Below are 19346 nucleotides of genomic sequence, written 5' to 3' on the forward strand. Positions count from 1 at the left end.
TCTGCTCTCGGCCCGGGACAGGGCGCGCCGTTCACTTCGAATTTCAATTACAGGTCCATTACGACACTACAGTCGGCACGGGTTCTCGTGGTCCGTCCTTTGTGCAGGGCGGGCCTTTTTCAAAAATGGGGATGTTTCCTTGGCAGTAAGTAATCTCGACATGCATGCGTTATTCGTACTTGGTGACCTGCGGGCAAAACTGGTCAAACTCTTCCAGTCACGTTTCGTCTACATCACCGAGCAGACCGCCGAAGGTATTTATGTCGCCGAAATCGACACCGAGTCGGCCCTGGTGGTCGATGACAAGCCCAGGCTCGAACTCAAGGTCGGTGATCATTTTCGCGCAGCGGTGTTGCCCAGCCGCGAAGGTGGCAAGTTTGAAATCCGCTTTCGCGAAATCAAGCTGACGGTCTATGGCCTTGGCGATTACGCCTTCGTCACGACCCCCGGTGGTCAGGCAATCCTGTTCAAGGAAGGCCACAGCGTGGTGACCGTGTTTGCGGCCAACGAACAACTGCAAGAAGGCTTGACCAAGACCCTGAAGGCGGTCACCGCCAAGGCCGCCAAGTGGCGCAAGGGCGAACTGGTGACCTTCAAGGCCAGCGAGTGATCGCTTCCGGACCGCTGAAAAGCGCGTAGGCATCGGGCTTGCGGGGGGCTGTGCGCCCAAACCGCTGACAGTTTCGCAAGATCTCGCTGGAACCTCGGCTACAGTCAATTGACTGAACTATTCAGGGCTTGCGTTCGGTTACGCAGGGCCGTTCAGCTATTGCTGTATCTGGCATGAGGTGCAAAGCATGAAACGAGTTCGACAGTGGCTGGCTGCCTGGGCCACCTTCGCGGTGTTGGTTTCACCCCTTCCGGCGTCGGCTGCCACAGCGCCGATCCACTTTGCCGACTTGAACTGGGAAAGTGGCAGCCTGATCACCGATATCCTGCGGATCATCGTCGAAAAAGGCTATGGGTTGCAGACCGACACATTGCCGGGCACCACCATTACCCTGGAAACCGCCCTGGCCAATAACGACATCCAGGTGATCGGCGAGGAGTGGGCCGGCCGCAGCCCGGTGTGGGTCAAGGCCGAGGCCGAAGGCAAGGTGGTCGCCTTGGGCGATACGGTCAAAGGCGCGACGGAAGGTTGGTGGGTGCCCGAGTACGTCATCAAGGGCGACCCGGCCAAGGGCATCAAGCCCCTGGCGCCGGACCTGCGCAGCGTCGAAGACCTGGCGCGCTACAAGCATGTGTTCAAGGATCCGGAGAGCCCCGACAAGGGCCGCTTCCTCAACAGCCCCATTGGCTGGACCTCCGAGGTGGTCAACAAACAGAAGCTCAAGGCGTACGGCTTGTCTGACAGCTACGTGAATTTTCGCAGCGGTTCGGGGGCGGCGCTGGATGCGGAAATCAGTTCGACGATCCGCCGGGGCAAGCCGATCCTGTTTTATTACTGGTCGCCCACGCCACTGCTCGGGCGCTTCAAGCTGGTGCAGTTGCAAGAGCCACCGTTCGATGCCGAGGCCTGGAAAACCCTGACCGACGCCGATAACCCCAACCCGAAGCCCACCCGTTCACTGGCCTCGAAACTGTCGATTGGCGTGTCCGCGCCGTTCCAGAAGCAATACCCGGATATTGCCGAGTTCTTCAGCAAGGTCGATTTGCCCATCGAACCGTTGAACAAGGCCCTGGCCGACATGAGCGAGAAGCGCACGCCACCCCGCGAAGCCGCCGAGGCGTTCCTCAAGGCGCATCCGCAGGTCTGGCAGGCCTGGCTGCCCAAGGAGGTGGCGGACAAGGTCTCCGCCGGTCTGTAGGGCAGCGCGCGTGCCGGCAGGTTGAACTCTTGATCCTGGGCAATGAGTCATTCGCTGGAAACTGGCAACCTACGCCCGTCCAGCGAAATGCCAAATTCAAGCTAGGATGATTGTTCAACCTTTTTCAGGAGGCTGGCGAATGACGCTTTTATTGGCTCGGTCGCTGGTCGCAGTGTTTGCGACCATCAGCTTGATTCATATGTATTGGGCCCTGGGTGGGCGGTGGGCGACCAAGGCAGTGGTGCCTCAGGTGCCGGTGAAGCAGGGGGAGGCGTTGCGACCGGCGTTCGATCCTTCGGGCTGGCTGACCTTGCTGGTGGCCCTGGCACTGCTGATGGTGGCGCTGCTGGTGTGCCTGCGGGTCGGCCTGCTGGCGCAGCCGGTCACCCATCGGGCGTTGCAGTGGCTGATCAGCGCGATCGCCTTGCTGATGTTCGCCCGGGCCATTGGCGAGTCGGAGCTGGTGGGTTTCTTCAAGGAGGTCAAGGGCTCGACCTTCGCCAGGCTCGACACCTGGGTCTATTCGCCGCTGTGCGTGGTGCTTGGGGCCGGGTTGCTGACGGTGGCGTGGACCTGAGTTTCATATCGATCGTTCCCACGCTCCTGCGTGGGAACGTCGCCAGGGACGCTCCGCGTTCCGCTTCTGGAAGGTGACGCAGAGTGTCACGGGATGCATTCCCACGCGGAGCGTGGGAACGATCAACGTATCTGTCAGTCGTTTCGGCGACTGCTCACTTCCGCCGGCACATCATCCCCAGCCATGCGCTTGCGGAACAACGCCGCTCGGGCTAGCAGCAGGGTGGTCACCGGGACGGTGATGGACAACAGGATCGGTATCAGCCAGGCGTGCAACACCGGCCCGGATTTGAGCGCCGAAAAATACACGATCGAAGCCAGTGCCACGCACCAGGCGCCCAGTGTGGATGCCAGGGCCGGAGGGTGCATGCGCTGGAAGTAATCCTTCAACCGCACCAGGCCGATTGCCCCGGCCAGGGCGAAGAGGCTGCCGAGCACCAGCAGGATCGCCACCGGGATTTCCACCCACATCGACAGTTCGCCGGTCATTCGATCACCTCGCCACGCAGCAGGAACTTGGCCAGGGCAAACGAGCCGACAAAGCCGAACAGGGCGATCAGCAGGGCCGCCTCGAAGTAGGTGTCACTGGCGTAACGGATGCCCAGCACCAGCATCATCAGCATCGCCACGATGTACAGGTAGTCCAGGGCCAATACCCGGTCCTGGGCCGAAGGGCCCTTGAACAGCCGCCACAGGGTCAACACCATCGCCAGGGAGAACAGGAACAGGCTCAACAGGATCGCATTGGACAGCAAGGGGCTCATTGGAAAATCTCCATCAACGGGCGCTCGTAGGTGGCCTTGAAATGCGCGATGAATGACGCCTCGTCTTGCAGATCGAATACATGCATCAGCAGGATGCTGCGGTCCAGGGCCAGTTCCGACCAGACCGTCCCCGGAATCACCGTGGTGATCATCGACAGCGCGGCCAGGCCGTTGGCGTCGTGCAGGTCCAGCGGCACCTTGATGAACCGCGAGCGAGGCGGGCGGCGGCCAGCGTTGAGCACACCCCAGGCCACCGCCACGTTGGACACCAGCACATCACGGCCCACCAGCAGGAACAAGCGCAACACCACCCACGGTCGGCGGATACGGATGGGCCGTGGGCGCAATGGGCGCATCAGCAACGGGGCCAGGAAGCCTAGCGCAGCGCCGAGCAGCTGATGGCCGGCGCTGACGGACACGTTCAACACCAGCCACAGCAACCACAGCGCCAGGGACAACCACGGGGCGGGAAACAGGCGCTTCATGGCTGCACCTCTGACAAGGCGGCGCGGGTCTCTGGGTTGGGCACGGCGCGGGTGGCGAGTACCGACATCACATAATGTTCCGGGTTGTTCAGCGCATCGGCAGCGGATTGGGTGTAGCGCAGCAACGGCTCGGCCTTGAAAGTCAGGGCGATACCCAGGCCCAGCAAAAGGATGATCGGCAGGCATTCGAACGGCCGCAGCAACGGCGATGGGCGTTCCTGGGGCGTCCAGAAACGTTGGATGCCCAGGCGTGAAAAGGCAATCAGCGAGGCCAGCCCAGAGAGGATCAGCAAGGCCAACAGGCCCCACGCCTGGTTTGATACCGACTCCCCGCCGCTGGCTCCGAAGCCTTGGGGATTGAGCAAGGCGCTCAGCAGGCTCAGCTTGCCGATGAACCCCGACAGCGGCGGCATGCCGATAATCAACAGCGCACAGAAGATAAAGCTCAAGCCAAGGAAGGCCATGGTCCAGGGAATCACCTGCCCGACCACGGCTTTCTGCTCGTCATCGAGGTTGATGCCCTTGGGCGGCTGCAAGGATTCCAGCGGTCGCGGCAACGTGTCGAAGTCGTCGTCCAGGGACAGTTCATTGGCCGAGCGCGAGCGTTCGATCAGCTCGGCCAGCAAGAACAGCGCGCAGAGCGCCAGGGTCGAACTCACCAGGTAAAACAGCGCCGCGCCCACCAGGTTGGGTTGGGCGAAGCCGATGGCCGACAACAGGATCCCGGCCGAGACCAGGATGCTCAGGCTCGCCATGCGCTCCAGGCGTTGGGCCGCCAGAATGGCGATGGCGGCGCAGACGATGGTCGCCATGCCGCCGTAGACCAACCAGTCGGCGCCGAAATACGCCGAGGCGCCGGCCTGGCCGGAGAACAGCAACGTCCACAGGCGCAGGATCGTGTAGACGCCGACCTTGGTCATGATCGCAAACAGCGCCGCCACCGGTGCGCTGGCGGCACTGTAGGCCGGCACCAGCCAGAAGTTCAGCGGCCACATGCCGGCCTTGGCCAGGAACGCCACCGCAAGGATGCCTGCGCCGGCGTGCAGCAAGCCGCGGTCGGCCTCCGGCACCAGCGGGATTTTCAGGGCCAGGTCGGCCATGTTCAACGTGCCGGTGACGCCATAGATCAGCGCAGCGCCGATCAGGAACAACGACGAGGCCAGCAGATTGATGGAAATGTAATGCAGGCCCGACGACACCCGCGCCCGACCCGAACCGTGCAGCATCAAACCGTAGGAGGCCGCCAGCAGCACTTCGAAGAACACGAACAGGTTGAACAGGTCCGCCGTCAGGAAGGCCCCGTAGAGGCCCATCAACTGGATCTGGAACAGCGCATGGAAACTCGCCCCGGCGCGGTCCCAGCGGGCCATGGCGAAGAGCAGGGCGCTGACGCCGATGATGCCGGTCAGCACCAGCATCAGCGCCGACAGGCGATCGACCACCAGGACAATGCCGAACGGCGCCTGCCAGTTGCCGGGCAGGTACACACCAATGGACGCGGGCAGGGCCTGGTCCTGGGTCCAGTACAGCAACAGCACGGCGATGCCCAGGCCCAGCAGGCTGGAAAGCAGATTGATCCGTGCCTTGAGCGGGCGGTGTTTCTCGCCCAGCATCAGCATCAACGCAGCGGTCAGCAGCGGCAGCAGGATGGGCGCGGCGATCAGATGGGGCGTCAATATCATTCCTTGGGCTCCCGACCGTCCACATGGTCGGTGCCGGTCAGGCCCCGGGACGCCAGCAGCACCACCAGGAACAGCGCGGTCATGGCGAAGCTGATCACGATGGCGGTCAGCACCAGCGCCTGGGGCAGCGGGTCGGTGTAGTGCAGCAGGTCCTGGGGCACGCCGTCCTTGATGATCGGCTCCTTGCCGATGAACAGGCTGCCCATGCTGAAGATGAACAGGTTGACGCCGTAGGACAGCAGGCACAGGCCCATGACCACCTGGAAGGTCCGTGGCCGCAATACCAGCCAGACACCGGAGGCGGCCAGTACACCGATTGCGATTGCGATGACTTCTTCCATCAGGCGGTGGCTCCTTTGACGGGGGCGACGGGTTTGGCTTGCAGGCCAGGCTTATGGGCCCGTACCGATTGGTGCGCCAGGGCGGTGAGGATCAGCAGGGTGGAGCCGACCACCACGGCGTACACGCCGATGTCGAAAAACAGCGCGCTGGCCACATGGAGATCACCCAGCAGCGGTAATTCAAAATGCCAGGTGTGGGTGGTCAGGAACGGATAACCCACGGCCATCGCCCCCAGGCCCGTGGCGGTGGCGAACAACAGCCCGGTGCCCATCCAGCGCAGCGGTCGCAGGCTCATTTGCGCCTCGACCCACTGGGTGCCGGCAACCATGTACTGCAGGATGAACGCCACCGACATCACCAACCCGGCCACGAAGCCGCCACCGGGTTGATTGTGGCCACGCATGAACAGGTAGAACGACACCACCAGGGCGATCGGCAGCAGCAGGCGCACCAGCACCGACGGCACCATCATGAAACCCAATGCGGTGTCGCTGGCATGGCGCGGGTTGACCAGGTCGGTGACCACGTCCGGCGCCAGCAGGCGTTGTTGTGCCGGCAGCTGCATGCTTTCCTTTGGCGGGCGGAAACGTCGCAGCAGGGCGAACACCGCCAGGGCCACCGCCACCAGCACGGTGATTTCCCCGAGGGTGTCGAAGCCGCGGAAGTCCACCAGCATCACGTTCACCACATTGCTGCCGCCGCCTTCGGGCAGGGCCCGGCTCAAGTAGAACGAAGAAATGTCGTTGGGCGTCTGGCGCGTGAGCATCGCATAGGACAACAGCGCCATGCCGCCGCCGACGGCGCTGGACAGCAGCAAGTCCCGCAGGCGCCGGATGCGCGCGCGCCGCTCGCTGTTGGGCAGCGGCGAGACGTCCTCGATCCGCCGTGGCAGCCAGCGCAGGCCCAGCAGGATCAGCACGGTGGTGACCACTTCCACCACCAGCTGCGTCAAGGCCAGGTCGGGGGCGGAGAACCAGACGAAGGTCACGCAGGTCATCAGGCCGCAGACGCTGACCATGGTCAGGGCCGCGAGCCGGTGGTACTTGGCCTGCCAGGCCGCGCCCAGGGCACAGGCGATCGCCAGCAGCCACAGGGTGACGAAGACGATGGAGCCGGGGATCTTCGGCCGGTCGCCCCAGACCAGCGTGCTGTGCAGCATCGGGATCAGCCCGGCGAGCACCGCAGCGAGGACCAGCCAGAACAACTGGGCCTGCAGGCGGCGGGTGCTGATCCGTCGTTCCAGGCGCCGGCCCTGGCGCATCATCAGCACCAGGCAACGTTCGAACAGGCGCTTGCCGCTGAGTCGGCCAATGAGCGGCGGGTGCTTGATGTGCCCTTGCCGGAACTGATTGCGCAGCAGCAGGTACAGGACGATGCCGCCGGACATGGCCACCAGGCTCATGATCATCGGTGCATTCAGGCCGTGCCAGATCGCCAGGCTGTAGTCGGGCAGCGTGCCGCCCACCACCGGCAACGCGGCGGCCGCGAGCAGCGAGCCGACCACCTGGGCCGGAAAAATCCCCACCAACAGGCAGGTGAACACCAGCAACTCCACTGGCGCGCGCATCCAGCGCGGTGGTTCGTGAGGGGTATGGGGCAGGTCGGTGGCGGTGGGGCCGAAGAACACATCCACGGTGAACCGCAAGGAGTAGGCGACGCTGAAGGTCCCGGCGATGGTGGCGATGATCGGCAGCGCCAGTTCGACCCAGGCCGTGGCGGAAATGAACACGGTCTCGGCGAAGAACATTTCCTTGGACAGGAAACCGTTGAGCAACGGCACCCCGGCCATCGCCGCGCTGGCGACCATGGCCAGGGTCGCGGTGAACGGAATCAGCCGTACCAGGCCGCTGAGCTTGCGAATGTCGCGGGTGCCGCTTTCGTGGTCGATGATCCCGGCGGCCATGAACAGCGACGCCTTGAAGGTGGCGTGGTTGAGGATATGAAACACCGCCGCCACGGCCGCCAGTGGACTGTTCAGGCCCAGCAGCAGGGTGATCAGCCCGAGGTGGCTGATGGTGGAGTAGGCCAGCAGGCCCTTGAGGTCGTTCTGGAACATCGCGCAGTAGGCGCCAAGCAGCAACGTACAGGCCCCCGCGCCGCCGACGATGTAGAACCATTCTTCACTGCCCGACAGCGACGGCCATAACCGCGCCAACAGGAACACCCCGGCCTTGACCATGGTCGCCGAGTGCAGATACGCCGACACCGGCGTGGGGGCTGCCATGGCATGGGGCAGCCAGAAGTGGAACGGAAACTGAGCGCTTTTGCTCAAGGCGCCGATCAGGATCAGCGGCAACAGGATGGGGTAGAGGGCATGGGCACGGATCAGGTCGCCAGCGGCGAGGACCTTGTCCAGCTCATAGCTGCCCACCACATGGCCGAGCAGCATCACCCCGGCCAACAGGCAAAGCCCGCCAGCCCCGGTCACCATCAACGCCATGTAGGCACCGCGTCGAGCGTCGGCGCGGTGGTGCCAGTAACCGATCAGCAGGAACGAGAACAGGCTGGTCAGTTCCCAGAAAAACACCATCTGGATCAGGTTGCCGGAGATCACCAGCCCGAGCATGGCGCCCATGAATGCCAGGAAAAACGCGAAGAAGCGCGGCACCGGATCATCCGGCGACATGTAGTAGCGAGCATACAGCGACACCAGCGTGCCGATGCCCAGCACCAGCAACGAAAACAGCCAGGCGAACCCGTCCAGGCGCAATACGAAATCCAGGCCCAGGCTGGGCAACCAGGTGTAGTGCTCGCGGATCACGCCGCCGTCGGCGATCTGCGGGTACAGCAAGGCCACCTGAACCGTGCCGGCCAGGGCGACGAGGCCGGCCAGCAGTGATTCGGCGTTACGGGCGTTATGCGGCAGCAGCGCCGCGACACAGCTGCCGATGAAGGGCAAAAGCAATAGAACTATCAGTGACATAGGCTTCTATTCGGCGGGAGGTTGTGAGGGATCATACGTGGCGTATTCCCGATCACCAACCGTGAGGGTGTCGCAGAATCCTACAAGGGAGGTGGAGTTTTCTTACTTTGCGCCCTACACATCACCCGTGGCGAGGGAGCTTGCTCCCGCTGGGCTTGTGTAGGAACTGTCGAAGGCTGAGATCTGTTGATCTTTGATTTTTCGCTTGAGACTCAAGTGTCTGGGGAAAGATCGCAGCCTCGTTGCACTCGACAGCTCCTACACAGGTTCAAACGCCCCCCGGCCTCACTGTTCGCGCTCAAGCACTTCATCCACCTCGACGCTACCTTTGCTCCGTGTCTTCAGCTCACTGACAATCACCGCCGCCACGATCAGTGCCGCGCCGAACAAGGCAATCGCCGGCAGCCGCTCGCCCGCCAGGCGCCCGGCGATGCCGGCCCACACCGGCTCGCCGGCATAGATCAGCGTGGCGCGGGTCGGCGACACGCTTTTCTGTGCCCAGTTCATCGCCACCTGGATCGCTGCGCTCGCGGCGCCCAGGCCCACGGCGCTGACCAGCAGTAACATGGAAAAATCCGGGATCTTTTCCTGGGTCGGCACCACCATCAGGAAGGCCAGCACGGCGGTGCTTGCCAGTTGCACCACGGTCACCCGGCGCACATCGACCTGGCCGGCATAGGCGCTGATCAGGATGATCTCGGCGGCGATTGCGATGGCGCTGATCAACGTGGCGATTTCACCGGGGCTGAAATTCAGCGAGGCCCCGGCCGGGCCCGACACCAGCATCAGCCCGGTGAACGCCAGCATGATGCCGAGGCTGGGCATCAAGCCAGGCCGACGGCCCAGCACCAGCCATTGCAGCAAGGGCACGAATGGCACGTATAACGCGGTGATGAACGCCGACTGGCTGCTGGGGATGCTTTGCAGCCCGACGGTCTGCAAACCGTAGCCGAGCATGATCGCCACGCCGATGAAGCAGCCGGCCTTGAGTTCGAACAGCGTCAGGTCCCGCAGGTGCCGCCAGGAGAACAGCGCGACAAACGCGGCCGCGGCGGCAAAGCGCAGGCCGACGAAAAACATTGGCCCACTGACCGTCATGGCGTGTTGCACCAGCAGGAAAGTCCCACCCCAGATCATGGTAATCAGCACCAGCACGCATTCGGCCTTGCTGAACCTTGAGAAACGGGGGGAAGCTTGCGGGGAATTCACCGATGCCATGACCTTGCGCGCCACTTGAGGCGGACGCACAATGCGCCCGAAGTTGGGCAGTATAATGCGCAACCCAGCCATGTGAGCAATATAGTGCACAAAGAATCCGGCCAGCGGGCGTCCGTCCTGCAACACGTCAGCCAGAACGTCCGTCGTCTGCGGCATGCCGCCGAGCTCAGCCAGACGGCGCTCGCCGAGCTGTCGGGGGTCAGCCGGCGAATGCTGGTGGCCATCGAGGCGGGCGAAAAGAACGTTAGCCTGACCACCCTGGACCGGGTCGCCGAAGCCCTGGACGTGGCCTTCAGCGACTTGATCCAGGCCCCCGACGCCCGCGACCCGAGTCGCATCAACGAATTGGCCTGGGCCGGGACCATTGCCGGCAGCAAAGCCGTATTGCTCGCCAAGGCCACCGCCAGCCGCGAGGTGGAACTCTGGGAGTGGCGCCTGGAGCCCGGCGAGTATTACCCTTCAGAGCCCGACGCCGACGGTTGGAGCGAGCAACTCTACGTATTCGAGGGCTGCCTGACCCTGCTGTTGGGCAGCGAGGAACGCCGGATTGGTGCCGGTGAGTTTTTCATGTTTGCCAGCAACCAGCCCCATGCCTATCGCAACGATGGCCCGGTGGCGGCGAGATTCGTACGCAACGTGGTGATTTGATTCCTGGAGAGCGGTATGGACACAGCGCTGGAGCGACATGAGCAGGGCATCACCCGGGAGGCCGATATCCTGATCATCGGGGGCGGCCTGAGCGGTGCCATGCTGGCGGCACAATTGCTGCGCTTGCCGGGCCGTCGCGAAGTGCTGATCGTCGAGCCGCGCAGCGAACTGGGCCGGGGCGAGGCCTATAGTGCGGTGGAACTTGGCCATACCTTGAACGGCAACGCCGCGCGCATGAGCGTCGACCCGGACAACGCCGATGACCTGACCCAATGGCTCACCGCGTTCATCGAGGCCGGCGGCTGGCCCGAGGCGGATCAACAGCACGTGCCGATCAGCGAATTGTTCCCGCCTCGGGGGATGTTTGGCCTCTATGTGCAACAACGGCTGGCCGAGGCTCGCGAGATAGGCGCGCAAAACGGTTCGACCGCCGAGCACGTGCGCGGCGAGGCCGTGGACTTGCGGGTTGTCGACGATGCCGTAATGCTCACGCTGGATGACGGCCAGTTGTTGCGCGGGCGTTTCGCGGTGCTGGCCACCGGCATGTTCCCGGCGGCACGCACCCCGCAAACCGAATCCAGCGGCTTGAATGCCGCGGCCCTGGACCCTTGGGATGTGGCTGCGATGCGCCAGCTCGATCAGCAGTCCACAGTGCTGATCATCGGTTCGGGGTTGACCATGGTCGATGCCGTCGTGTCCCTGGAGCAGGCCGGGCACCGTGGGCCTATCGAAGTCTTTTCCCGCCATGGCCTGCTGCCCCATGTGCGCCGCCAGCCACCCGCCTGGGTGGATTTCCTCGCCGACGATCACAGCCTGCGGTCACCACGCCAATTGATGCGAGCCCTGCGCGAGCAATGCCGTCAGGCCCAGGCCCAAGGCATCGATTGGCAGGCGCCGCTGGACACGGTGCGTGCTCACATCGGGCGTTTGTGGAACCAGGCCAGCGATGTACAACGTCGGCAGTTCGTCCGGCATGTACGGCCGTGGTGGGAGAGCCATCATCATCGTTCGCCACCGCTGAGCGCCGAACTGGTGGCGCGTCTGCACGAAGAAGGGCGATTGCGGATCCATGCGGCGTCGTTCAAGGGATTGGCGTCCTCTGCCGAGGGCACGCTGGGTATTACCATCCGCCGCCGGGGCGAGACCGGGCTGACGGTGGTGCAGGGCGCGGCGCTGATCAACTCCAGCGGCATCGAATATGACTGGCGCCGGGTTGCACGGCCGTTGCCGCAACAGTTGCTGGCCCAGGGGCTGATCCAGCCCGGGCCGCTGGCCCTGGGCATCGCCGCGCGTGCCGATGGCGCGGTGCTGGACGTCCAAGGCGAGCCTGCCGAGCGCCTGTTCGCCATGGGCCCGCCACTGCGGGGGATGTGGTGGGAAAGCACCGCCGTGACCGATGTGGCGAGCCAGGCGAAGGCGTTGGCCGTGCGTTTGGTTGAACTGCAAACCCAAGATTGAAGTTGGACACTCCCTGTGGCGAGGGGATTTATCCCCGCTGCGTGGGAGCAAAGCTTGCTCGCGGTGCAGGCGCCTCGGTTCCCAGGGAGACCGCGTCATCTTCATCGTGGGCAAGCCTTGCTCCCACAGGTGGGAACGATCGTTATGAGCGGTTTGCTCAGCAGGTCATTGCTCGCTGACCTTGACCCAACGCTCCTCCCGCGCCGCCACACGAATCGCCGCCGCCAGCCGCTCCACTTCCCAGGCCTCTTCGAAGTCCGTCCCGCTGCCGCCTTCGCCTGCTAGGGTCATCACCAGTTCATGCACCTCCAGGGTCTTCAATTCGTTGTACCCCAACTGGTGCCCGGCCGCCGGGCTGAACGCGGCATAACCCGGCAAATCCGGACCGGCCAGCAGGCGCTGGAAACCTGGCTGGCCAACGCGACACAGGCGCAGTTCATTCAGTCGTTCCTGATCGAACGCCAAGGTGCCGAGGGTGCCGCTGATCTCGAAACCCAGGTGGTTCTTGTAGCCGTGCTTGAGCCAACTGCTGCTCACCGTGCCCCGGGCGCCGTTGGCGAAACGCAGCAGCCCGTGGACCTGGTCATCCACCGCGATGGCGCGTTGTTCGGCATTGCCCGCGCTGGCAGGGCGTTGGTGGTGAACGGTCTGGCTGTCGGCGCACACCGCCTCGACATCGCCCAACAAATGCCGGGCCATGGCCAGCAAGTGGCTGCCCAGGTCCGCCAATGCGCCGCCGGCGTGGGCCGCTTCGCAGCGCCATGACCACGGCGAGGCGGGGTCGGCCATGAAGTCTTCGCTGAATTCGCCCTGGAAACTGATGATCTGTCCCAGTTCGCCGCGCTGGATCATGTCCCGCGCCTGTTGAATGATCGGGTTGTGCTGGTAGTTGTAGCCGACCCTCGTCACCACCCCGGCCGCCTTGGCCGCCTGGCGCATCTGCTCGGCCTGCTCCAGGGACACCGCCAGGGGCTTTTCACAATAGACCGGCTTGCCCGCCGCCAACGCTGCCATGGCCATGGGGAAGTGCAGGTGGTTGGGCGTGGTGATGGCGATCAGGTTGACCTTCGGGTCGTCGATCAGTTGTTGCCAGTCGCTGTGGGCCGTCTCGAACCCCCAACTGTGGGCGCATTGCCGGGCACGCTGCGGATCGGCGTCGGCCAGGGCCGCCAGCTTCAGGTTCAGGGGAAGGTCGAACACCGCCTTGGCATTGTGGAACGCCAAGGCATGGGCACGGCCCATGAAGCCGGTGCCAATCAGACCGATGCCGAGTTCACGCATGATGAAGAGCCCTTTGAATTGTTATTTTCAGGAGGGCTATTTATGGAATAAATATTCTCTAATTGCAAATATTGGAATAAATATTCATTTTCTGTGTGATCACCATAGTCCCTGTGGGAGCGAGCTTGCTCGCGATAGCGCCGCATCAGTCGCACAAGTACTGGCTGACCCACCGCTATCGCGAGCAAGCTCGCTCCCACAGGGTTTCTCACAGGTCTGCCATGGCGCTCACTGTCAGGACAGGAAACCACCATCCACATTCAACGCCACACCCGTGGTGTAGCTCGACGCATCGCTGGCCAGGTACAACACCGCGCCGGCCATTTCGCTTGGGTCGGCCACGCGCTTGAGGGGAATCTGCGCCAGGGCGGTCTTCAGGATGGCGTCGTTCTTGACCAGTGCCGAGGCGAACTTGGTGTCGGTCAGGCCCGGCAGCAGGGCGTTGCAGCGGATGCCGAACTGCGCGCATTCCTTGGCGAAGACCTTGGTCATGTTGATCACCGCAGCCTTGGTCACCGAGTAGATGCCCTGGAAGATCCCCGGCGAGATGCCGTTGATCGACGCCACGTTGATGATGCTGCCGCCGCCGTTCTCGCGCATCAGCTTGCCGGCTTCCACCGACATGAAGAAGTAGCCGCGAATGTTCACGTCCACGGTTTTCTGGAACGCACCCAGGTCGGTGTCCAGGACGTTGCAGAATTGCGGGTTGGTGGCGGCGTTGTTGACCAGGATGTCCAAGCGCCCGAACTGTTCGCGGATACCTGCGAATACCTGGCTGATCTGCTCCATTTCACCGATGTGGCAGGCGATGGCGGTGGCCTTGCCGCCAGCGGCGATGATGGCGTCGGCCACGTGCTGGCAACCGTCGAGCTTGCGACTGGAAACGATCACATGGGCGCCTTGCTGGGCCAGCAGTTTGGCGATGGCCTCGCCGATGCCGCGGCTGGCGCCGGAAACGAAAGCGATTTTACCGTCGAGGTCGAACAACTGGGTCTTGGACATGCTGTTTCCTTGTTATAGGTGCGCTCAGAGCGTGGATTTGCTGATGACCTGCAGGCTCATCTGCTCCAGCAGTTTGTTCATCTGAACGAACTGCGCGAAGCGTTTGTCCTGGGTCTGGCCGTGGAAGAAGCGGTAGTAGATCTGCTGGACGATGCCGGCCAGGCGGAACAGCCCGTAGGTGTAATAGAAGTCGAAGTTGTCGATGCGGATCCCGGCGCGCTCGGCGTAGTAATCGACGAACTCGCGGCGGGTCAGCATGCCAGGGGCATGGCTTGGCTGACGGCGCATCAGTTGGACGGGGGCCGGGTCTGCGGCTTCGATCCAGTAGGCGAGGCTGTTGCCCAGATCCATCAACGGATCGCCGATGGTGGTCAGTTCCCAGTCCAGTACGCCGATGATCTGCATCGGGTTCTCCGGGTCGAGGATCACGTTGTCGAAGCGGTAGTCGTTGTGGACGATGCTCGAAGTGGGGTGGTCGGCCGGCATCTTGTCGTTGAGCCAGGCCTTGACCGCTTCCCACTTCGGCGCATCGGGCGTCAGGGCTTTTTCGTAGCGGTCGCTCCAGCCGCGGATCTGTCGGGCCACGTAGCCTTCGGGCTTGCCCAGGTCGGCCAGGCCGCAAGCGTTGTAGTCGACACGGTGCAGCTCGACGAGCCGGTCGATGAAGCTCTTGCACAGCGCTTCGGTGCGGGCGGCGTCGAAACCCAGTTCCGGCGGCAGGTCGGAGCGCAGGATGATGCCCTTGACCCGTTCCATCACATAGAACTCGGCGCCCATCACTGACTCGTCGGTGCAGTGCACGTAGGCTTTGGGGCAGTACGGGAAACCTTCGCGCAATTGATTGAGGATGCGGAACTCACGGCCCATGTCGTGGGCGGACTTGGCCTTGTGGCCGAACGGCGGACGGCGCAGGACGAATTCCTGCTCGGGGTATTCCAGCAGGTAGGTCAGGTTCGACGCGCCACCGGGAAACTGGCTGATCTGCGGCACGCCGGTCAGGCCGGGAATGTGGGCCTTGAGGTACGGGTCGATCAGGTTGGCATCGAGTTCTTCACCGTCGCGCACGCGGGTGGACTGATCAGTAAACGCCATGCTTATCCCTTCTGCTTATTTTGGAGGCCATCGATCATTGGCTAATCTAATGGCGCGCGGGAGGCGTCACAAGCACGCCAGGGTCTTATAGGTTAGCGTGTTGCAGGATAATCAGCGGGCCTGATGCACGACGGCCATGGGCGAGCTATGGTTGTGAGGTCTGTCGCTTTCAGGGAGTCATCGCGATGGGATGCCCGCAAGTCTGTGGCACCGCGACCTTGCAATGCAGCTTCGGCGCTGCCCCGGCGGTGCTCAATGTGCTGCCGGTCAATCGCCTGCTGACTGGCGGGATGCCGGCGGCGAACATCATGGATCACATCCCGCTGGTGAACATCACCACGTTCGGCATGTGCATGAGCCTGGCGAACCCGACCGTGGCCGCCGCCACCGCTGCGGCACTCGGCGTGCTGACCCCCATGCCATGCATCCCGGCCACTGCGGCCCCATGGATCCCCGGCGGCGCCCCGACCCTGTTGCTGGGCAACATGCCGGCCATCGATGCCAACAGCACCTTGATGTGCACCTGGGCCGGGGTGATCAAGATCGTCGTGCCGGGGCAGGTGCAAATGCTCATCCCCTGATTGGCAATCTTGCAGGCATTGCACAGGGGGGGAAGACAATAGTCAGGCCTGCGCCGGATCATTCCAGCGCCTGAACCACCAGCGCACCCGGGAGATTGGCTTGCCTTCGGCGTCCAGTGGCCGGCCGTCTTCGGCGTAGGCCTGGGCTGGCTCCAGCAGTTGGCCGTTGAGGTAGCGGGCTTCGACCGCCGGGTTGCCGTTGGGGTGCAGGCGGCGATAGCGGCCGTCGCGCACGCCGTCGCGATAGACCTCGGCTTCGGCCAGTTGCCCGTTGGGGAAGTAGTTGTTCGCCTCACCGTGTAGCAACCCGCGGCGGTACGTGGCCTGGCGTTGCAACCCACCTTCGGCCGCATAGAAACTCGCCACACCCTGCAACTTGCCCTTCACGAACGGCAATACCGCCGAGACCTTGCCATTGGGGTGGTACAGGGTGCTGGTGCCTTGCAGTTCACCTTGGCTGTAGTTGAGTTTTGCTTGCGGGCGTTGGGCTTCTTCGATTTGCAGCGGGCCGTCGAGCTGGCCATCGACCAGTTGCCCGCTCAGTTGGCTGTCGCCACGTTCCAGGTCGAGTTTTTTCGAGGCCATTGGTAGGTTCCTGTCAGTTGACCTTCACCAGGCCGCCCTTGATGGTCAGCATGCCGCCGCCGTCCACGGTCTGTTCGGCCGCGGCCTTGTTCACCAAGCTGATGCCGGCGTCGTTGGTCAGGGTGGTGCCGGCCTTGTTTTCCAGCGAGGTACCGGCCTGGTTGCTCAGGGCTGTGCCGGCTTTCTGGCTGATGGACGTGCTGGCCTGGGCGGCCAGGTCGGCGCCGCTCTTGATCGCGAAGCTGCCGCCGCTTTGCAGGGTCAGGGTGCCGCTGACCTTGATGGTCAGGTTGCCGTCCACCGTCAGGCTGTAATTGCCGGTGACCTTGTGCTCGTAGTTGCCGCCGGTGCTGTGGGTCTGGTCCGAGCCCACGGTGACGGTGCGGGTGTCCTTCACATCAAGGCTGTCGCTGCCGGTCTGGATGGTCACGCTGCGCTTGCCTTTCTCCAGGGTCACGGTTTCGTCGCCATCCTTCACCGTGCGGGTGCGGGCGTTCTGCACCGTGAGGGTTTCGTCGTGGCCGACGGTGGCGGTGGTGTCGTTGAGCACGTTGATGTTGAAGTCTTTCTGGGCCTGGAGAAACACCTCTTCGGCGTCCTTCTTGTCTTCGAAACGCAACTCGTTGAAACCGCCGCCGCCCTTGGACGAATTGGTCTTGATCCCGGACTGGGTCTGGTTCGCCGGCAGTGCGTAGGGCAGGGCGTTGTCGCCGTTGTAGACGCAGCCGGTGACCAGGGGACGGTCCGGGTCGCCGTCGATGAAGGTCACGATGACTTCCTGGCCGATGCGCGGTACGAACTGCATGCCAAAGCCTTTGCCGCTCCAGGGCAAGACCACGCGGACCCAACAGGATGAGGTCTCGTCGTTCTTGCCGGTGCGGTCCCAGGGGAACTGCAATTTGATCCGGCCATATTCATCGGTCCAGATTTCTTCGCCGGCCTTGCCCACCACCAGCGCCGTCTGGGTGTGCATGCGCGGTTTTGCCGTGACGCGGGGCGGTCGATAGGCCGTGGCCTTGGGGATCGCTTCGAAGCGGTTGCGATAGCTGTCGTGGCTGGCTTCGTGGCTGACCGAGGTCACGACCCAATCGATATTCAGCGTCGTGTCTTCGTGGCCGGCGAGGGTGAACCAATACCCTGGCACCAGCCAGCGGCAATCGCTTTCGCCGACAAAACGTTTCTCCTGGCTGCGCAGGCCGTCCACCCGCTGCTTGGTCAACGCATCGCCCTGGGCCTTGGCGGTGTAGCCGCCGGGATGTTCGTACATCGAGCTTGGCCCGGCCACGGCTTCGGCCTGGCTGTAGAGCGATGTCGTCGGCGTGGTGAACTCATAGTCGGTTGCCTGGTAAACCCCGGCCACCGCTTGCAGGCACACTTGCCCGGAGCGGATGCCATGCAGTTCCCGCTCGCCGATTATCTGCCCGAGGTAGTTCACCGTCGGCCCGTTGGGAATCGGTGCGAAAGCGTCGTTGCTGTCGGCCAGGACCAGCGTGTGGGTGCCTTCCTCATGGGTGAAGAACCAGAAGATCCCGTCTTCTTCCAGCAGGCGCGAGACGAAGGCCAGGTCGGTCTCGCCATATTGCACGCAGTATTCGCGCGGGGTGTAGCTGCCGGTGAGCTTGAGCTGGAAGTCGGTGAAACCATGGGCCTTGAAAATCGTGGTGACGATGTCCGAGGTGGCGAGGTTCTGGAATACGCGGTTGTTGCTGGCCAGGCTCAGCCACCAGAGCCAGGGCCGGAGCAGGAGTTGATAGCGCTCGGCGGTGGCGTCGGCGGGGAGCTGGCGGATTTCCGCGACCAGCAAGTCCAACGGGCGCAGCAGCGCGTCCTTGTGCAGGGTCGTGGTGACGTGACTGGCAACGGCGGTGGTGAGGGTTAACGAGGCGCCGTCGTTGATACCGTTGAGGATGTGCGAGCCCAATGCGTTGAGGCTTTCTTCGCCCGATAGCGATTCGGGGTACAGCGCCGACAGGGAAGTGGCGGTCAGGGAGAGGGTGGTGTTGCTGTCAGTGGTGCGGGGCATCAGACATTCTCGGCGTATTAAAATACCTTCGGGAAACCCGTCTGCCGGTCCGGCCCATAAGCATGAGTCTACCGGGAGGCAATGGCTCTGTTCCTGTCAATGTCCGTTGCGAGCACTCATGTGATTCACCTTGAGCTTCATCCAAGACCGCTGAACTGATTTCGATAAAATAATGCGCTTGCCGGGTTACCTGCAAAGTAGTGATACGACACCCCCTGTTTGGCACCGTTACAGGGACCGCACATAAGCTGCAGGTTGCACATGTCATGTTCGATCAGGGTGCTCACGGTAATATTGAAATCCGGATCCCCTGGGTGAATCAGTTTGGTATGGGCATTCGGCAAATGGGCGATGTCGAATTCGAATACCTCGATACTTTCCTGGCGGGTAACACTGTCCCAAATTTTGGCCCTGATGATGCCACTTCCCGGGTCAACGCCATATCGCCCGATATCGGTCAATGCCGTGCTCGGATTGATCTGATACTCAACGATGTAGTTCCCTGTGACCTGTTCGATCACATTGTTGTCATCCAGGGTTATGGTTATCCGTTGCCTGAGCGGACCGGGTGAGCGGGGCGGAACGACTTGCTGAAATAAGATTCTATTGGGTATTTCTTCTCTACTTAGAACATGATCCGCCTGGGCCAGATAGACCGGCAATACTCTGTTGCACAGACAGCGGAAGGTATCCTCCAAGCCAGCGCCATAGTCTTCTTGCTGGGGGCGGGCAATATCAGCGCCGCGCCAGATTGTTCGAAAATAATCCCAATTTTCGATTAAGGACTGGCGGGTTTCATTCCAGCCGACCACGAAATTTCGATCGGCGCTGTTCACGGTTGAATTGATAACGGCAACCACTTCTCGAGTTAAGGACAT

The 19346-nt window shown here is 62.9% G+C and carries 19 protein-coding genes; 6 read left to right on the forward strand and 13 right to left on the reverse strand.

The window, feature by feature from the left end:
* The first annotated feature begins 160 nt into the window (after nucleotides 1–160).
* From F7R20_RS26080 to F7R20_RS26090, 3 genes are all read left to right on the forward strand, one after another.
* Nucleotides 161–610, forward strand: coding sequence for a hypothetical protein (locus tag F7R20_RS26080; protein ID WP_003202850.1), 450 nt, complete (start codon nucleotides 161–163; stop codon nucleotides 608–610).
* Nucleotides 611–797: 187 nt separating this feature from the next.
* Complete coding sequence (locus tag F7R20_RS26085) at nucleotides 798–1808, forward strand: ABC transporter substrate-binding protein (protein ID WP_003202848.1); 1011 nt, start codon at nucleotides 798–800, stop codon at nucleotides 1806–1808.
* Nucleotides 1809–1947: 139 nt separating this feature from the next.
* Nucleotides 1948–2385, forward strand: a complete 438-nt coding sequence (locus tag F7R20_RS26090; protein WP_003202845.1) for a DUF3995 domain-containing protein — start codon at nucleotides 1948–1950, stop codon at nucleotides 2383–2385.
* A gap of 134 nt (nucleotides 2386–2519) precedes the next feature.
* Here F7R20_RS26090 and F7R20_RS26095 read toward each other — a convergent pair whose 3' ends face one another.
* The 7 genes from F7R20_RS26095 to F7R20_RS26125 form a co-directional block, all read right to left on the reverse strand.
* Nucleotides 2520–2873: a Na+/H+ antiporter subunit G gene (locus F7R20_RS26095; RefSeq protein ID WP_003202843.1), complete on the reverse strand. Its 354-nt coding sequence runs from the start codon at nucleotides 2871–2873 to the stop codon at nucleotides 2520–2522.
* Nucleotides 2870–3148, reverse strand: a complete 279-nt coding sequence (locus F7R20_RS26100; RefSeq protein WP_003202841.1) for a K+/H+ antiporter subunit F — start codon at nucleotides 3146–3148, stop codon at nucleotides 2870–2872. The genes F7R20_RS26095 and F7R20_RS26100 overlap by 4 nt, the downstream gene beginning before the upstream one ends.
* The gene (locus F7R20_RS26105) at nucleotides 3145–3633 is read right to left on the reverse strand and encodes a Na+/H+ antiporter subunit E (protein ID WP_003202840.1); all 489 of its coding nucleotides are present in this window, start codon (nucleotides 3631–3633) and stop codon (nucleotides 3145–3147) included. The genes F7R20_RS26100 and F7R20_RS26105 overlap by 4 nt, the downstream gene beginning before the upstream one ends.
* Nucleotides 3630–5315: a monovalent cation/H+ antiporter subunit D gene (locus tag F7R20_RS26110; RefSeq protein WP_003202838.1), complete on the reverse strand. Its 1686-nt coding sequence runs from the start codon at nucleotides 5313–5315 to the stop codon at nucleotides 3630–3632. Before F7R20_RS26110 ends, F7R20_RS26105 begins: the two co-directional genes overlap by 4 nt.
* Nucleotides 5312–5656, reverse strand: a complete 345-nt coding sequence (locus F7R20_RS26115; protein WP_003202835.1) for a Na+/H+ antiporter subunit C — start codon at nucleotides 5654–5656, stop codon at nucleotides 5312–5314. Before F7R20_RS26115 ends, F7R20_RS26110 begins: the two co-directional genes overlap by 4 nt.
* The gene (locus tag F7R20_RS26120) at nucleotides 5656–8580 is read right to left on the reverse strand and encodes a monovalent cation/H+ antiporter subunit A (protein ID WP_003202830.1); all 2925 of its coding nucleotides are present in this window, start codon (nucleotides 8578–8580) and stop codon (nucleotides 5656–5658) included. Before F7R20_RS26120 ends, F7R20_RS26115 begins: the two co-directional genes overlap by 1 nt.
* A gap of 285 nt (nucleotides 8581–8865) precedes the next feature.
* Nucleotides 8866–9870, reverse strand: coding sequence for a DMT family transporter (locus F7R20_RS26125; RefSeq protein WP_209311686.1), 1005 nt, complete (start codon nucleotides 9868–9870; stop codon nucleotides 8866–8868).
* Between the two features lie 12 nt (nucleotides 9871–9882).
* Here F7R20_RS26125 and F7R20_RS26130 point away from each other — a divergent pair, with 12 nt between their 5' ends.
* Together F7R20_RS26130 and F7R20_RS26135 are read left to right on the forward strand one after the other, a co-directional pair.
* Entirely contained in the window at nucleotides 9883–10446 is a 564-nt protein-coding gene (locus F7R20_RS26130) for a helix-turn-helix domain-containing protein (protein WP_003202826.1), read from the forward strand.
* Nucleotides 10447–10461: 15 nt separating this feature from the next.
* Nucleotides 10462–11904 (forward strand): FAD/NAD(P)-binding protein, encoded by a 1443-nt coding sequence (locus tag F7R20_RS26135; protein WP_003202824.1) that lies wholly within the window; start codon nucleotides 10462–10464, stop codon nucleotides 11902–11904.
* A gap of 165 nt (nucleotides 11905–12069) precedes the next feature.
* On the opposite strand, the gene F7R20_RS26140 is transcribed toward F7R20_RS26135, so the two are convergent.
* From F7R20_RS26140 to F7R20_RS26150, 3 genes are all read right to left on the reverse strand, one after another.
* Nucleotides 12070–13185 carry a Gfo/Idh/MocA family protein gene (locus tag F7R20_RS26140; RefSeq protein ID WP_003202822.1) on the reverse strand — a complete coding sequence of 372 codons (1116 nt, stop codon included), beginning with the start codon at nucleotides 13183–13185 and terminating at the stop codon, nucleotides 12070–12072.
* A 234-nt stretch (nucleotides 13186–13419) separates the two neighbouring features.
* Nucleotides 13420–14187, reverse strand: a complete 768-nt coding sequence (locus tag F7R20_RS26145; protein ID WP_003180553.1) for an SDR family oxidoreductase — start codon at nucleotides 14185–14187, stop codon at nucleotides 13420–13422.
* 24 nt (nucleotides 14188–14211) lie between these two features.
* The gene (locus F7R20_RS26150; protein WP_003202820.1) at nucleotides 14212–15279 is read right to left on the reverse strand and encodes a phosphotransferase family protein; all 1068 of its coding nucleotides are present in this window, start codon (nucleotides 15277–15279) and stop codon (nucleotides 14212–14214) included.
* 185 nt (nucleotides 15280–15464) lie between these two features.
* On the opposite strand from F7R20_RS26150, the gene F7R20_RS26155 reads away from it, so the two are divergent.
* The gene (locus F7R20_RS26155) at nucleotides 15465–15860 is read left to right on the forward strand and encodes a DUF4280 domain-containing protein (protein ID WP_003202818.1); all 396 of its coding nucleotides are present in this window, start codon (nucleotides 15465–15467) and stop codon (nucleotides 15858–15860) included.
* 42 nt (nucleotides 15861–15902) lie between these two features.
* Here F7R20_RS26155 and F7R20_RS26160 read toward each other — a convergent pair whose 3' ends face one another.
* The 3 genes from F7R20_RS26160 to F7R20_RS26170 form a co-directional block, all read right to left on the reverse strand.
* A complete protein-coding gene (locus F7R20_RS26160; RefSeq protein WP_003202816.1) occupies nucleotides 15903–16445 on the reverse strand; it encodes a toxin-antitoxin system YwqK family antitoxin in 543 nt (180 codons plus the stop codon).
* 13 nt (nucleotides 16446–16458) lie between these two features.
* On the reverse strand, nucleotides 16459–18468 hold the full coding sequence (gene tssI / locus F7R20_RS26165) for a type VI secretion system Vgr family protein (RefSeq protein ID WP_003202813.1): 2010 nt from the start codon (nucleotides 18466–18468) through the stop codon (nucleotides 16459–16461).
* 137 nt (nucleotides 18469–18605) lie between these two features.
* Nucleotides 18606–19346, reverse strand: a complete 741-nt coding sequence (locus F7R20_RS26170; RefSeq protein WP_003202811.1) for a hypothetical protein — start codon at nucleotides 19344–19346, stop codon at nucleotides 18606–18608.

Origin of the sequence: Pseudomonas brassicacearum subsp. brassicacearum, assembly GCF_008801605.1 — a bacterium.
Classification (GTDB): Bacteria; Pseudomonadota; Gammaproteobacteria; order Pseudomonadales; family Pseudomonadaceae; genus Aquipseudomonas; species Aquipseudomonas brassicacearum.

What these genes read in the sequence shown, in the direction of transcription:
- F7R20_RS26080 (WP_003202850.1), top strand. Translation starts at nt 161, where the DNA reads ATGCATGCGTTATTCGTACTTGGTGACCTGCGGGCAAAACTGGTCAAA.
- F7R20_RS26085 (WP_003202848.1), top strand. Translation starts at nt 798, where the DNA reads ATGAAACGAGTTCGACAGTGGCTGGCTGCCTGGGCCACCTTCGCGGTG.
- F7R20_RS26090 (WP_003202845.1), top strand. Translation starts at nt 1,948, where the DNA reads ATGACGCTTTTATTGGCTCGGTCGCTGGTCGCAGTGTTTGCGACCATC.
- F7R20_RS26095 (WP_003202843.1), bottom strand. Translation starts at nt 2,873, where the DNA reads ATGACCGGCGAACTGTCGATGTGGGTGGAAATCCCGGTGGCGATCCTG.
- F7R20_RS26100 (WP_003202841.1), bottom strand. Translation starts at nt 3,148, where the DNA reads ATGAGCCCCTTGCTGTCCAATGCGATCCTGTTGAGCCTGTTCCTGTTC.
- F7R20_RS26105 (WP_003202840.1), bottom strand. Translation starts at nt 3,633, where the DNA reads ATGAAGCGCCTGTTTCCCGCCCCGTGGTTGTCCCTGGCGCTGTGGTTG.
- F7R20_RS26110 (WP_003202838.1), bottom strand. Translation starts at nt 5,315, where the DNA reads ATGATATTGACGCCCCATCTGATCGCCGCGCCCATCCTGCTGCCGCTG.
- F7R20_RS26115 (WP_003202835.1), bottom strand. Translation starts at nt 5,656, where the DNA reads ATGGAAGAAGTCATCGCAATCGCAATCGGTGTACTGGCCGCCTCCGGT.
- F7R20_RS26120 (WP_003202830.1), bottom strand. Translation starts at nt 8,580, where the DNA reads ATGTCACTGATAGTTCTATTGCTTTTGCCCTTCATCGGCAGCTGTGTC.
- F7R20_RS26125 (WP_209311686.1), bottom strand. Translation starts at nt 9,870, where the DNA reads ATGGCTGGGTTGCGCATTATACTGCCCAACTTCGGGCGCATTGTGCGT.
- F7R20_RS26135 (WP_003202824.1), top strand. Translation starts at nt 10,462, where the DNA reads ATGGACACAGCGCTGGAGCGACATGAGCAGGGCATCACCCGGGAGGCC.
- F7R20_RS26140 (WP_003202822.1), bottom strand. Translation starts at nt 13,185, where the DNA reads ATGCGTGAACTCGGCATCGGTCTGATTGGCACCGGCTTCATGGGCCGT.
- F7R20_RS26145 (WP_003180553.1), bottom strand. Translation starts at nt 14,187, where the DNA reads ATGTCCAAGACCCAGTTGTTCGACCTCGACGGTAAAATCGCTTTCGTT.
- F7R20_RS26150 (WP_003202820.1), bottom strand. Translation starts at nt 15,279, where the DNA reads ATGGCGTTTACTGATCAGTCCACCCGCGTGCGCGACGGTGAAGAACTC.
- F7R20_RS26155 (WP_003202818.1), top strand. Translation starts at nt 15,465, where the DNA reads ATGGGATGCCCGCAAGTCTGTGGCACCGCGACCTTGCAATGCAGCTTC.
- F7R20_RS26160 (WP_003202816.1), bottom strand. Translation starts at nt 16,445, where the DNA reads ATGGCCTCGAAAAAACTCGACCTGGAACGTGGCGACAGCCAACTGAGC.
- tssI (WP_003202813.1), bottom strand. Translation starts at nt 18,468, where the DNA reads ATGCCCCGCACCACTGACAGCAACACCACCCTCTCCCTGACCGCCACT.
- F7R20_RS26170 (WP_003202811.1), bottom strand. Translation starts at nt 19,346, where the DNA reads ATGTCCTTAACTCGAGAAGTGGTTGCCGTTATCAATTCAACCGTGAAC.